Consider the following 12,475-nt stretch of genomic DNA (forward strand, 5'->3'; position numbering starts at 1 on the left):
CCGGCCGGCCACAACCCCACCCTAGTGAAGTTTCTGAATATTTTGCGACGTTAATTAATCTCGTTGAATTTCTGGTACGTTAGTGATCAGCCCGCCGACCCCGACTGAAGGAGATCGTCATGGCAAAGCTTTACTACGGTTCTGACACCGCTCCCATTGACCTGCCCGACCGTTTGATGGGCTACGTCAAGGTCATCACGTCGACGAAACTCCGTCGCGGAGAGTCATTCACGTTGACGTGGACCGGCACCGCCGAGGAGGCCGGCCGCTCGACCATCTGGCTGCAGCCGGCCATCCCCCTGCGCTTCGTCTTCGACTCGGTCGAACCGGAGCAGCTCGTCGGCGACTACCTCCGCAGCCTGGCCGACCAGGCCAACGCCGCGTCGGGTCTCGTCATCGATACCCGCACGTGGGAATCCGCCGAAGAGGCGACCCGCACTCCGGTGCGCTCCGCGCGCCCCGTCGGCCGCTCTGTCCGCGCCGCCTGATAGCACGAATGACGCCCGCTCGCCAGAATGGCGCAGCGGGCTTCATACTGGTCGGACGCGTGACGCTCACGCGCCAGGATCGGAGACGCCCGTGCCCGTACGCACGCTGATCGACATGGCACTTCTCGACGCCTGGCTCGCGGAGTTCCGGGCGATGGGCTACCTCACCGGCAGCGACATCCGCGTCCTCGAACGTGACGACGAGACCGACCCTGACACCGGGCTCATCGTCGTCGACCTGAGCGAGGCGAAGACCATCACGTACCTTCAGCCGATCGCCGGCGGCGACGGCAGCTGGAAGGCGACGATGGAGGCCCGAGAAGACACCATCGAACTCGGCGCCGTGCAACTGGTGAACCTCGGCAACGAGGTCAACGTGCTCGGCGCCCTCGTCGCTTTCCTCGAGACGAAGTCGAAGGCACTGCTCGCGGCGAGTTAAGCAGCGATCCTCGGCGGCAACGAGAAAGGGCACCCGATCCGGGTGCCCTTTTCTTCGTGGTGGGGTTTCCCCGGATCTCTCCGAGCCCTCGAGGCGAAAGGGATCTCGGGCCTCCCTTCCGACGCGGTTTCCCACGCGCTCCCATCGATATTCCCACGGGCAAGTCTGGCGAACTCGCCGCACGCGCCGCCTTCCTCGCGGCTGCGCGACGAGCATTGGCGCTCGGCAAGAGCTGACGCCCTCACTCGCAAGGACGAACTTGTCGGCCGGATTTGCCAGAAGCCCGTCGTTCACCGGCTGAAAGGAGCGCACGCGAATCGATGGCGTTGATGGGGTTGCCCGAGGCGTACCTGTACGGATTCTTCTCCTGCCCGCTCGGGCCCATCTGTGTGAACCGAGGCGGCGGCACGGAGGGCGACGTCCCCCTATAGTTCAGAGGCAAGCCCTGCGGAATGTCCATTCCTGCCCCGGGACGCATCCGAGGTCGTTCGAAAAGTTTGAATCCGACGACGCGCAAAGTGTGCGCCCGTGGCACTGCCACGGGCGCACACTGGTCGCTATTGCAGATGGAAGCTACCGTTCAGGTAGACGACCCTTTCTCCTTTGCGCGAGGGGATGAAAGGCGGAGCGACTTTGGTTCGATAACCTCATTCACCGGCCAGACCGAGATTAGGTATGACTCCAGCTGACCCAAGTCAGCGTCCTGATCGCGGCATTTGCCCGCGACCTGTATACCAAATTCTCCCGCACGACGAACGGGTGCCTCCAACATATCCCCCAAACCGCCTAGGGGTATCACGTACAACTGGTCGCTGCTCAATCGGATAGATGCTTCGGCGATATCGTCCCATTGCGACAGCGGGGTGCGTGGAGGGTCGAGTAACACTTGAATCCTGACACTCACGAGGCCCGAATGCACCGCGGTGTCGACGAACAGGCCGTTTCGGGTGTCAGCGATCTCCAGAAGGCCTGCTTGCAACGGTCCCCGGCCTGAAGCCCATTCTTCATCGCCGATCCAGAACGAATGGAACCACGATCCAACTTTGATCTCGTACGAGTCTCGATCATCGGTCACGGTACACGCACCCTAAAGTCGTCGCCCTCGAGTATGCGGTTGACCCGATAGAATTCGGCCATTAGAGCGCCTCCCTTATTATTGTCGGTTTCTGGAATCAAGCACACACTCACGCCTCCCGGACCGCTCCCGGGCTTTTCGCCCCACACGCATCCCTTGAGAATGCGTCGGTCGATGCTGCCCCCTTGCTCGGAGGAGGCGAACGGGTACTCGTCGCACTGCCACTTATCGATCCGAGGAAGCGAAGCCACAGACGCGCAGGATCTCTTGCGGTTGGTCTCGGCTTCGGCTGGGGATGTCCGGCTCAACAGACTTGGCAACCCTGATGCGATTGCCTTGGCAATGTGTTGACCGGCTGCGGCGGAGGACCCTGTTGCAGGGATGTTCATTGTGGGAATGTACTGGGGATAGACGCATCCCTTATTGAGGCCGCTAATCGCGTTGTTGTCACACCGAGGCTTGAGGGCCAACCCCTGAATCTTTACAGGCTTTGCTCCCGAGACGCCGACCGAGAACGTCCAATTCTCTGACAGGGGCTTGCTGACACCTGCCGTCGGCTTAAAAGTGAATCTGCTCGAGGCTTGGGCTTTTTTCCATGTGCCGTAGATGGCGCCAGTGAACCCAGTGGCGCCCGTCTCGCAGCCCGCCGTGTTACATCCGTAGGTGCCGGACGCGGTTACTGACCTCCCGAGCGCATACCCCGTAGCGAAACTAGCCCTCAGCCACGTGTAGTTCGTTGCCTCCATCACTAGCGAGCGCTGGGTGATGGTGTGCGTCACGACTTCGAGTAGGAAATCTCCGACTACCTGGCCGGTCTTATCCGAGACGGCATAAACCTGGTGCGAGTTGGCGATGCATGCCTGGGTGCGGCTCATATACCGCACCTCCCACTGCATTTTCATGCATGGCGAGGTCGTGGGCGGAGCTTCTGCCGCGCTGAGGGTCGCAATCTCCGACATGCTCTCCAGATCGGGCTCCGCCCCCTCGTCGTCCACCTCCTCCACGTTGGTGGACTCGACCGCGAGGGACCTCATGCCGGAAGGGTTTCCCTCGTCGTCTGCGGCACACGCCTCCAGCGCGTTCACTACATCCGCCCCGAGCGCGATGTCGCAGGCGCCAGCCTCGTCCAGAAGCTCGTCATTGACCTCCGAGTGCGGCTCCGATTCAGGCTCGGCGTTGAGGTCAACGCCCGCTTCGTCGAGCGCCGCCGCCTGTTCAGATGTCAGGTCGGCTTCGTCACCATCCCAGTACACGATTAGGACTCGGTCATCCGGAATGTCGGGGGACAACTCGGATGCAACGATGGCGGTAGATGGCTCGTTCGCCTCTCCTTCAGCAGTGGCCGATGCGGTGGCGGGAGCAGCGAGAGCTATCGAGCCGATGATCGCTATACAGGAAATTGACGTAAGGGTCGCGGTAAGGCGCCGACGATTTAACAGCCGCAAGTAGGTTCCTCTGTTCGGTGACACAGCAGATGCAAAGCATCAGGCCAAACATAGTGGGGAATCGAGGTGCATCCATGGCGCGTCAACGGGCGACCCACATTTGGGTGCCACGCCGCGGAGCCCGTGGGTGACTGACACGGCGAACAGACTTCAGTTGAAGCTCCCGAACATCTGCTGGGTCCGCATCGCGCGTGCACGGAGTCGGTTGCGAGACACGAGCCTGCTCGTCCGAACGGATGAAAACTGTTCGTGTATAGCTCCCGGAAGATTTTGTTTATCTGGGCTCTGACCCTCCTCGTGCGCTCGATAATCGCTCTGGTAAAACCGGGCCGGCCGAAATGAGAGCAGTTCCACTACCCACAAGCAAATATCACCGGTCCCGAGCGCGAGTCGATACGACATGCATGATGTGACCATGACCCAGAACACATGGCCCCGCAACAGATACACCGGCGTCGGCAGAGGGCTGTACACCGGTGTGGACGGGGGCCTGTACACGGGTGTCGGAGGCGGCGCCTACACCGGCGTCGGGGGCGGTCTCGACACAGGTGTCGGTGGAGGTGCATATACCGGCGTAGGAGGCGGTCTTTACACCGGAGTCGGGGGCGGGCTCTACACGGGTGTTGGAGGAGGGCTGTACACGGGGCCCGGCGGGGGGCTGTACACCGGTCCTGGTGGCGGGCTCTATACCGGTCCCGGCGGTGGCCTGTATACCGGACCAGATGACAACCCGTACCGATCAGGCCACCCGCCGATGACATTCCTCATCCCTTACCTCCGACGCGTAGGGCAGGGACCCATTGCTGATTTGCTGGCCCGGGCTCATCAGATCGTGCTCTGAAAGACCCTGCTCGAATCACGGTTCGCAGCATCGCGACCAGATCATCTGAGTCGCCGCAGCGTCGAACGACCTCAGCGTTTTTGAGTCGACGTCGCGACACGACATCTCGCCACCTTTGCGACATGGGAGCTTGACCCGGTTCCCCGGACACCAACTGTGAGGCGATGATCGTCTCGGAAGGAGTCCGTGAGATGCCTGCTGCCCACCCGCCGGAGTTCCGGCGTCGAGCCCTGGATCTTGTCGCGCAGGGCAATCCCGTCGGTCAGACCGCTCGTGATCTCGGGATCAGCGAGTCGTGTCTGCGGAACTGAATGAACCGCGACGCGATCGACGCCGGCCGCAAGCCTGGCGTGACGTCGGATGAGCACCAGGAACTCGTCGAAGCTCGCCGGCGAATCCGGGTGTTGGAGATGGAGAACGAGATTCTCAAGCGTGCGTCGGCGTACTTCGCGAGGGAGAACGTGCTCCCAAAATAGGGTTCCGGCTGGTCCAGGAACTCGCCGCGGACGGAATCCCCGTCGCGGTGGCCTGCCGGTTCTTGAACATCTCTCGGTCGGGGTACTACGACTGGGTCAGCCGGCCGCCGTCGGCGCGCGCGATCGCGGACGCGGAATTGACGACCTCGATCCGCCGCATCCACGCTGACTCCAGGGAGACCTACTGTGCTCCTCGGGTGCTGGCGGAGCTGCGGCTCGGACTCGGCATTCACGTCGCCCGCAAACGCGTTGCCAGGCTGATGCGGCTGGACGGCTTGGTCGGGGTCTCGCATCGCCGGAAGCGGCGCGGCTGGAAGCCGGACACCGCCACGCACGAGGACCTCGTGAAACGGCAGTTCCGAGCGGACGCGCCGAACCGGCTCTGGTTCTGCGACATCACCCAGCATCGCGCGAAAGACGGGTGGGTCTACTGCGCGGCCGTGATCGACGCATACTCGCGTCGGATCGTGGGATGGTCGATCTCGGACCGGATCACCGCGGAGATCGTCGTCGACGCGCTCGAGATGGCGCGCTGGCGCCGCCGACCCGAACCCGGCACCATCGTTAACGCCGATCGAGGAGCGCAATACACCTCCTGGATCTTCGGGCACCGGCTTCGTCAAGCCGGCCTCCTTGGATCGATGGGCAGAGTCGCATCCAGCGTCGACAACGCGCTCATCGAGAGCTTCTGGTCGACCATGCAACGCGAGCTCCTCGACCGCACCACCTGGGACTCGAAGGCGCAGCTCGCGTCGGCGATGTTCGAGTGGATCGAGGGCTTCTACAACCCCCGCCGCCGGCACTCCGCGCTCGAATATCTCAGCCCCGCCGACTACGAAGCCCTTCACACCACCACAGAAATCGCGGCATGATCAATACATAAAAACTGTCCGGGAAACCGGGTCAAGCTCCGATCGTGTGCGTCCCTGATGGCCGCAACACTCGGGCCGAAATGGACGGAGCCCCCGCAGCTCTCACAGGGAGTCTGAGCGCCGCGCGTGCTCTCACGCTTGTACGCCTCCGCGTGAAGAGTGACTGTCGCCCCACACTCACAACGCATCCGGTAGTCGTAATTGAAGCCGTCGAACCGCTCACGCAGCGCGACCTCATCAGACATAGTCCACCTCTTCGGGCTTGAAGTACTCGACGAACAATCGGCCCAACTCCATCCAGTCCTCGTAAGAGATCTCCTCGCTGGCGTGCGCCCGCAACGCTTCCTCCGCGGTCCAAGAAGCGATCTTCACGTAAGGCTGTGCCCACGCACCGGTCTCCCACGCTGCGAAGGCGCCACGGCGGCGTTCCGAACGTCCGACGCCGATCCAGAACTGATTGCCCGGGTCGTGCCCTTTAATGCTGGGGAATAATCGTGTGCATCCCCATCTACGCCAGGCGTGATTGAACGCGAACTCCAGAGACATCTTGTTGCTCGTGACGGCGCGCACCCCGAGTTGCAGCACTGCGAGGGCAACTGCCTCTACGACTTCTTTCACCTGCTGGTCTTTGCTCATGGCCACCAAGTGACCGTAACTGGCACCCCCGACATCCTTCGCCGCTGAAGCGCCGCACACCTCGAGCGCATTCTTGCTCCGAGGACTGGTCGAGTCACCCTGCGGAAACCAGCGAAGTCATGCGAGCGAAATTCAGCGCGAGGGTTCCGCAAAAGCGGGCGTGGGGCCCGGGTGAGGTCCTCGCGAACTCTCGCGGCAACTGCCCGCGCCCGACACCACAAGACATTTTGGAACAAGAGGAGAGCGCGCTCGTGGGTTGACCATGGGCTCAGAACCGGCCCGGGTTTGAGAGCTTCCGCGTCCGAAGTTCAAGGGGATTCTTCATCACATCGGACGAGTCCGCCGGCTGGCGCCGATGGCGTCCCGTGGACTCCTCCTGGCAGGTGTCGCGGCGGCCCTGGATGAGCTGGACCTGCCGCTCAAGGGCTTGCTCCACACGCGCAACGTGAGCCCGTCGAGAGGACACGGGGGCGTCGTTCGACCCAAAAACACCTCCGGCCAGGTCCGATTTCGGGCCTGGCCTGGAGATTTGAGATACGGGGACAAAATCCCTGAGATAAGGGGATACCCCGTGGTGGCGAGTGAGGGATTCGAACCCCCGAATGCAATGCAGTCTGATTTACAGTCAGATCCCTTTGGCCGCTTGGGTAACTCGCCAGGTGCGCACCCGTCCGGCTTGTTCAGTCGACCGGAGGCGCGATAGACCACTCTACTATCCCGCGGGCGATGCTCGAAACCATCGCCACCTTCACTCCGGCGTGCGCAGCAGAGCACCCTCGTGGCGGCAGGTTGCGGCCGCCACGTCCATGGCGCGCGAGAGCACGGCATCCCACTCCCCCGCATCCGCGGGGAGCCGGTCGCGTACGAGCGCGGCGGTGGTGGCGAGCACGGCGTCTCCGCCGCCCATCGTGTCGACGATGCGGCCGGGCAGGTCGGAGATCCCGCGCGAGACCGTGGTCTCCCCCGCGTCGATCGCGGCCCCACCGGCGCCGTAGGTGGCGAGCACAGCACCTACGCCGAGGTCGACGAGCTTCGCGCGCAGGTCGTCGAGCGGTGCGTCGTAGAGCAGCTGCGCGTCGTCTTCACCGACCTTGACGAGCAGGGCACCGGATGCCGCTTTCTCGAACCCGCGCACGAACTCGGCACGGTCGTGCAGCATGCCGCTGCGGGGGTTCGGGTCAATCGCGAGCGGGGTCGAGGCGGATGCCGTGGCCTCCACCAGCAGCGCGGTCTGGTCCGCGTCGTCGAAGGGGAAGCAGCTGACGACGACCATGGGAGCCGCGGCGATCGACGCTCGCTCGGCCTCGCCGTAGACGACGCGTCGGTTCTGAGCCGCCTCGTTGAAGACGTAAACGGGCTCACCCTGGGGCGAGCGCGTGCTCACCGCACGCGACGACCCGTACTCCGCGGGACTCGCGAGCAGCTCGACGTCATGTTCGTCGAGAAACGCGCGTATCTGCGCCCCCGCGGCGTCGTCACCGACCATCGCGATGAGCGCGGCCGGAACACCGAGACGCGACAGGCCCACGGCCACGTTGAGGCCCGCCCCGCCGACGAACTCGCGCACGCCGGCGTCGTCGCGGATCTCGTCGATGAGCGCGTCGCCGATGACGACGACCCGACCGCTCACCGCGAGACCTCGGCGGCGTCGAGCACGCGCGCGACGAACTCCTCGGTGCGGCGCTTGGCGCCGTCGATCTTGCGGTCGACGCTCGCGCGGATCTCGCTGGGCGCGAGAGGCGCGGCGAGGCGCACGGTCTCGTGGCACGACATGTCGGAGCAGATGTAGGTGCCGACGGTGTCACCGTGCGCGCCGGCGATGCCGGCCTTGCGCGCAGTGAACAGCGAGACCTGGTCACCGGGCTGCATCGTGTGGCAGAGGTTGCACATCGCCGAGCGCGCCCGCGACTGCCCGTCGGCCGCGCGCAGCACGATCGCCGCCGGCTCACCCTCGTGCTCGGCGACGATGTAGCCGCGTCCGCGGGTGCGAGGGTCGCGCCACGCCAGGAAGTCCAGGTGATCCCAGTCGGTCAACACGAAGTCGTGGGGCAGGCTCATGACCCGCAGTTCCTCGGGTGCGGCGTTGACGAACGCGTCGCGGACCTCGTCTTCGGTGAGTGCTCGCATGGGATCCGAGTCTACGAGCGCCCGAGCCGCGCGGGGCGGGCATGACGGCGATGTCCAGGGGGTGCGCGGGTGAACCTCCCGAATAGAATCGAGTCATGGCTGATTCTTCGTTCGACATCGTCTCCAAGATCGACCGGCAAGAGGCCGACAACGCCCTCAACCAGGCGCACAAAGAGGTCGAGCAGCGCTACGACTTCAAGGGCACCGACGCCTCCATCGCCTGGAGCGGCGACTCGATCGTCATCAAGGCGAACTCCGAAGAGCGCGCGAACGCCGTGCTCGACGTGTTCCAGACCAAGCTCATCAAGCGCGGAATCTCGCTGAAGAGCCTCGATGCGGGCGAGCCCGTGCCGAGCGGTAAGGAATACCGCATCACCTCGACTCTCAAAGAGGGCATCTCGCAAGAAGACGCCAAGAAGGTGAACAAGATCATCCGCGACGAGGGCCCCAAGGGCGTCAAGTCGCAGATCCAGGGCGACGAGCTGCGCGTGCAGTCGAAGTCGCGCGACGACCTGCAGGAAGTGCAGCGCATCCTCAAGGCCGCCGACCTCGACGTCGACCTGCAGTTCACGAACTACCGCTGATCCTCACCGCAGAACGGGCGTGCTCCGCCCGTGGTCTGCGAGAAGTCATCGAGAGCGGTGATCGCGGCCGAAAGGCCCGCGGTCGCCGCTCTCGTCTCGTCCGTCGCGGGTGGTCGCGCTCGAGCAGGTCCCCGCGGTCGCCTCGCCGTCGACCGTGACTCGCGAGCCGGTCAGGCTCTGTTCTTGACCGGCTTGGACAGGAAGATCGCCAGCAGCAAGAGAACGACACCAACAGCGAGTACGAGCCAGCCCCAGCCTTGCCCCAGAACCCCGGCGACGAGCCCGGTCAGCAGAGCGGCGCCGGCGAGAATCCACATGGTGACCGCTGCGGATCGACGCATCAGTTCCATGTCGGAAGCGAATTTTTCATCGGTCAACGCGACCTCCCGCACCAATCGCATTTCTCGAGTCACTCGCTTTCAGCGCCGACGACGCGGCGCTGAGGCACGCTACCCCGCCGCCGGCACAACCGATCACCGACGCGATCGTTCCGAAGCGGAAAGACCCGCTCACCACCATGAACACAACACCAGCGACCGCGGCCACCAGGGCGATGATCCCCAAGATCAGCGCAGCCCACCACAGGCCACGTCGGGGTCGCGCGTTTTCGCTCATGCGCCCAACGTACCTGCGGAGGTTCGGCTAGCGCCGTTCGCTTGCGCGTCGAGCCTCACAGCCCATGAGGACCAGTAGCCACCAGCGGCCGCTGTTCTGCGGGACTCCGGCGCGGTCACGGAACACAACGACGAGTCTCCGTGCACCGACGAACAAGAACAGTCCGGTCACCATCAGGCCGACGTACAGCTGCATGCCGCTGACCGTGTCCGCGGAGCCTGCGGACCAGGAGCGCCGCCAACGTCGGCGCTCGTCGTACTTGCGATCACGGTCAACGCTATGTTGGCCAGCATGGTGCGCAACCCGCTTATCCCCTTCAGCATTTACGAAATTGCGGGCGCGGCCGCCGTGATCGTCATTGCTGCGCTGATCACCGTGCTCGTCATCGCCCTCGTCCTGCGCCGCAAGTCCCGCGGCAAGTGAGTGACATCTCTGACACTCAGCTGCAACGTCGGCCATGAACGGCCGGCGATGGGCAGTCACAATCCTGGTCGGCACCGTCGTGGTCATGGGCCTGACGTTCGCGATCGAGTCGGCTGTCGTCGGAACGTTTTCGTGGAGGGCCCTCGGTCTGGTGGTGGTGGGAACCCTTGCCGGGGTGTTCCTCTGGAAACAGCAGAAGCCGCGAGACGGCGACGAGTGAGCCCCTCCCTACCCGTCGCTACGTCGGCCGCGGCGACGAACACGGATCAGCTGGCCGATGCAGACGGCCGCGAGCAACGCATTGCCCATCAGACCCAGTGCCGGCGCGGACCCAGGCCCGTCGACGACGAGAGAGACGATGTGACCCGACGCATACAGCGCCATGCACAGAAGCAGCACCGCCCAGAACCAGGACCTGTTGCCAACTTTCTCCAGCCACTCCACGGCGTCAGTCCCCGTTCCTCATCCGCTGCAGACCCCAAAGAAACCACGCCAAATCCATCAGCAAGAGGACACTCGCCCCGACGATGAGCGGCATTATCGGCATTTCCATGGTCGCCGCGAGTATCAGCACGGCCGCGATCGCAACCGCTGATACGCCGTGCAGGACCGTCGACCGGACTAGAGTCCGCCTGCGCCGGGCAGCGTCGGGCGGCTGAGTGATGTCCCGCATGCTCGCATCGTAGGCCCCAGCGTCGACCATCACCGGCACCACGGAATGCGACTCGACAGATCGACCCAGCACGGAGAGGGGCCCGGCGTCGGGGGAACACCCGCAGCGCCCGGATGGGAGGCGCCGGTCTGCGGCCAGCCCCGCCCGGCAACGCTGCGGCGTCACCACCGGAGGGTCTTTCGCCTCCCCCTCCGACGGCCATTCCACGCTACCTGGACCCGACTTTCATTGCAGCGCGTCACTCCTGCGCCGCTGCCCGCTTCCGTCGACGAATGGCCGTCAGCTGCTGGATGCAATTACCGATGAGGGCGACGCAGACGGTCAAGAGGAACCATGCGTACCCCCTCGCGTCGTTCGAAGCGAGCACGGCGACGCAGATGGCCGCTCCCAGCGCGAGAACCGGCAAAGCCCACCACCACAGCATCTCCGATTCGAGCACACGCTTCATAGGCGTGATACTACGGCGTCGGGGCGACCCGAGCAGAGGGTCTACCTCCCCCGGGCCCGGGGCGTTACCGCCGGTAGCCCCATCTCGGCAAGGGGCAGACGCGAAACGGCATCCGGCGCCCAGACTCCCGGAGCGGCCGCGAACGACGCGGAGCGCAGAGACACGGGGCATCCCCGCGGGAGTCGAGATGGCCAAGCACACCCTGGAGCGGGAAACCCGCACTGACGCCGACGATCCCGAAGACGGCCGCAAGCCCGATTCACCCACCGACCTGCACGAGCGCTCGTGGAAGTACGTGCTGCGCAAAACCCTGCGCGAGTTCAGTGCCGACCAGTGCACCGACGCCGCAGCCGCCCTCTTCTACTACGCCGTGCTCGCGCTGTTTCCGGCGCTGCTGGCGATCTTCTCGATCCTCGGCGTCGTCGGGCAGGGGGATGCCGCAGCGGAGGCCGTGATCGGCATCGTCCGCGACGTCGCGCCCAGCGCCGCCGACACGCTCGCCGGCCCCATCGAGCAGATCGCCGGTTCACCGGCCGCCGGGTTCGCCCTCATCACCGGAACGGTGCTCGCTCTGTGGTCCGCCTCCGGGTACGTCGGAGCTTTCAGCCGCGCGATGAATCGCATCTACGAGATCGACGAAGGTCGACCGTTCTGGAAGCTGCGCCCGATGCAGCTGGTCGTGACCCTGATCGCCGTCGTCGCCCTCGTGCTCGTCGCCCTCGGACTCGTCATCAGCGGCCCCGTGACGACCGCGATCGGTGCGGCGCTCGGACTCGGCGAGGGTGTGCAGGTCGCCTGGGACATCGCGAAATGGCCGGTCATGCTCCTGGTCATCGTCTTCCTCGTGGCGGTGCTCTACTACGCCACCCCCAACGCCAAGCAGCCGAAGTTCCGGTGGCTCAGTCTCGGCGCGATCATCGCCATCGCGGTGCTGGCCGCCGCCACCGCCGGGTTCGGCTTCTACGTCGCGAACTTCTCGAACTACGACCGCACCTACGGCTCGCTCGCCGGCGTGATCGTCTTCCTGCTGTGGCTGTGGATCGCCAATCTCGCACTCCTCTTCGGCGCCGAGTTCGACGCGGAGCTCGAGCGGGGGCGTCAGCTTCAGGCCGGAATGGCCGCGGAGGCGAACATCCAACTTCCGCCCCGTGACACCCGCCAGAGCGACAAGCGGGAGAAGAAGGAAGTGGCCGACATCGCCGAGGGCCGTCGCATCCGCCGAGACGCCGGTCGCGACGAGGCCCCCGCGGCCGTCCAGCGCCCCGCGCCCCAGCGCCGCCGACGCTGGTGGCAGCTGCGGCGCACGTGAGGGCGCGCGGCTAGCATCGTCTGC

At 64.8% G+C, this 12,475-nt stretch carries 15 protein-coding genes and 1 tRNA gene; 7 read left to right on the forward strand and 9 right to left on the reverse strand.

What is annotated here, in order from left to right:
- Window positions 1-119: 119 nt before the first annotated feature.
- Entirely contained in the window at window positions 120-488 is a 369-nt protein-coding gene (locus M3667_RS12135) for a hypothetical protein (protein WP_251508346.1), read from the forward strand.
- 91 nt (window positions 489-579) lie between these two features.
- A complete protein-coding gene (locus M3667_RS12140; RefSeq protein WP_251508348.1) occupies window positions 580-927 on the forward strand; it encodes a hypothetical protein in 348 nt (115 codons plus the stop codon).
- Window positions 928-1,507: 580 nt separating this feature from the next.
- Here M3667_RS12140 and M3667_RS12145 read toward each other — a convergent pair.
- Both M3667_RS12145 and M3667_RS12150 read right to left on the reverse strand, forming a co-directional pair.
- Entirely contained in the window at window positions 1,508-2,002 is a 495-nt protein-coding gene (locus tag M3667_RS12145; RefSeq protein ID WP_251508350.1) for a hypothetical protein, read from the reverse strand.
- Window positions 1,999-3,255, reverse strand: coding sequence for a hypothetical protein (locus M3667_RS12150; protein WP_251508352.1), 1,257 nt, complete (start codon window positions 3,253-3,255; stop codon window positions 1,999-2,001). The genes M3667_RS12145 and M3667_RS12150 overlap by 4 nt, the downstream gene beginning before the upstream one ends.
- Before the next feature lie 1,505 nt (window positions 3,256-4,760).
- On the opposite strand from M3667_RS12150, the gene M3667_RS12155 reads away from it, so the two are divergent.
- A complete protein-coding gene (locus M3667_RS12155; RefSeq protein WP_308196462.1) occupies window positions 4,761-5,636 on the forward strand; it encodes an IS3 family transposase in 876 nt (291 codons plus the stop codon).
- Between the two features lie 237 nt (window positions 5,637-5,873).
- Here the strand turns inward: M3667_RS12155 and M3667_RS12160 are convergent, their stop codons facing one another.
- From M3667_RS12160 to M3667_RS12175, 4 genes are all read right to left on the reverse strand, one after another.
- A complete protein-coding gene (locus M3667_RS12160) occupies window positions 5,874-6,278 on the reverse strand; it encodes a hypothetical protein (RefSeq protein ID WP_251508354.1) in 405 nt (134 codons plus the stop codon).
- 566 nt (window positions 6,279-6,844) lie between these two features.
- A tRNA-Tyr gene (locus tag M3667_RS12165) sits at window positions 6,845-6,929 on the reverse strand.
- 91 nt (window positions 6,930-7,020) lie between these two features.
- Window positions 7,021-7,902, reverse strand: coding sequence for a PfkB family carbohydrate kinase (locus tag M3667_RS12170; protein ID WP_251508357.1), 882 nt, complete (start codon window positions 7,900-7,902; stop codon window positions 7,021-7,023).
- Entirely contained in the window at window positions 7,899-8,399 is a 501-nt protein-coding gene (locus M3667_RS12175) for an FBP domain-containing protein (RefSeq protein ID WP_251508359.1), read from the reverse strand. Before M3667_RS12175 ends, M3667_RS12170 begins: the two co-directional genes overlap by 4 nt.
- A 95-nt stretch (window positions 8,400-8,494) precedes the next feature.
- Here M3667_RS12175 and M3667_RS12180 point away from each other — a divergent pair, with 95 nt between their 5' ends.
- On the forward strand, window positions 8,495-8,983 hold the full coding sequence (locus tag M3667_RS12180) for a YajQ family cyclic di-GMP-binding protein (RefSeq protein WP_144832507.1): 489 nt from the start codon (window positions 8,495-8,497) through the stop codon (window positions 8,981-8,983).
- 170 nt (window positions 8,984-9,153) lie between these two features.
- On the opposite strand, the gene M3667_RS12185 is transcribed toward M3667_RS12180, so the two are convergent.
- Both M3667_RS12185 and M3667_RS12190 read right to left on the reverse strand, forming a co-directional pair.
- Window positions 9,154-9,360, reverse strand: a complete 207-nt coding sequence (locus M3667_RS12185; protein ID WP_251508361.1) for a hypothetical protein — start codon at window positions 9,358-9,360, stop codon at window positions 9,154-9,156.
- Window positions 9,350-9,598 (reverse strand): hypothetical protein, encoded by a 249-nt coding sequence (locus tag M3667_RS12190; protein WP_251508362.1) that lies wholly within the window; start codon window positions 9,596-9,598, stop codon window positions 9,350-9,352. The genes M3667_RS12185 and M3667_RS12190 overlap by 11 nt, the downstream gene beginning before the upstream one ends.
- Before the next feature lie 279 nt (window positions 9,599-9,877).
- On the opposite strand from M3667_RS12190, the gene M3667_RS12195 reads away from it, so the two are divergent.
- Both M3667_RS12195 and M3667_RS12200 read left to right on the forward strand, forming a co-directional pair.
- On the forward strand, window positions 9,878-10,021 hold the full coding sequence (locus M3667_RS12195) for a hypothetical protein (protein WP_251508364.1): 144 nt from the start codon (window positions 9,878-9,880) through the stop codon (window positions 10,019-10,021).
- A 34-nt stretch (window positions 10,022-10,055) separates the two neighbouring features.
- Complete coding sequence (locus M3667_RS12200; RefSeq protein WP_251508366.1) at window positions 10,056-10,241, forward strand: hypothetical protein; 186 nt, start codon at window positions 10,056-10,058, stop codon at window positions 10,239-10,241.
- A gap of 691 nt (window positions 10,242-10,932) precedes the next feature.
- On the opposite strand, the gene M3667_RS12205 is transcribed toward M3667_RS12200, so the two are convergent.
- A complete protein-coding gene (locus M3667_RS12205) occupies window positions 10,933-11,142 on the reverse strand; it encodes a hypothetical protein (RefSeq protein WP_251508368.1) in 210 nt (69 codons plus the stop codon).
- A 187-nt stretch (window positions 11,143-11,329) separates the two neighbouring features.
- On the opposite strand from M3667_RS12205, the gene M3667_RS12210 reads away from it, so the two are divergent.
- Complete coding sequence (locus M3667_RS12210; protein WP_251508369.1) at window positions 11,330-12,451, forward strand: YihY/virulence factor BrkB family protein; 1,122 nt, start codon at window positions 11,330-11,332, stop codon at window positions 12,449-12,451.
- The last annotated feature ends 24 nt before the right edge of the window (window positions 12,452-12,475 follow it).

This window comes from Microbacterium sp. P26 (assembly GCF_023712585.1).
GTDB lineage: Bacteria > Actinomycetota > Actinomycetes > Actinomycetales > Microbacteriaceae > Microbacterium > Microbacterium algihabitans_A.

Coding starts and splice junctions, on each gene's coding strand:
- M3667_RS12190 (WP_251508362.1), bottom strand. CDS start 9,598: ATGAGCGAAAACGCGCGACCCCGACGTGGCCTGTGGTGGGCTGCGCTG.
- M3667_RS12205 (WP_251508368.1), bottom strand. CDS start 11,142: ATGAAGCGTGTGCTCGAATCGGAGATGCTGTGGTGGTGGGCTTTGCCG.
- M3667_RS12180 (WP_144832507.1), top strand. CDS start 8,495: ATGGCTGATTCTTCGTTCGACATCGTCTCCAAGATCGACCGGCAAGAG.
- M3667_RS12200 (WP_251508366.1), top strand. CDS start 10,056: ATGAACGGCCGGCGATGGGCAGTCACAATCCTGGTCGGCACCGTCGTG.
- M3667_RS12175 (WP_251508359.1), bottom strand. CDS start 8,399: ATGCGAGCACTCACCGAAGACGAGGTCCGCGACGCGTTCGTCAACGCC.
- M3667_RS12210 (WP_251508369.1), top strand. CDS start 11,330: ATGGCCAAGCACACCCTGGAGCGGGAAACCCGCACTGACGCCGACGAT.
- M3667_RS12135 (WP_251508346.1), top strand. CDS start 120: ATGGCAAAGCTTTACTACGGTTCTGACACCGCTCCCATTGACCTGCCC.
- M3667_RS12195 (WP_251508364.1), top strand. CDS start 9,878: ATGTTGGCCAGCATGGTGCGCAACCCGCTTATCCCCTTCAGCATTTAC.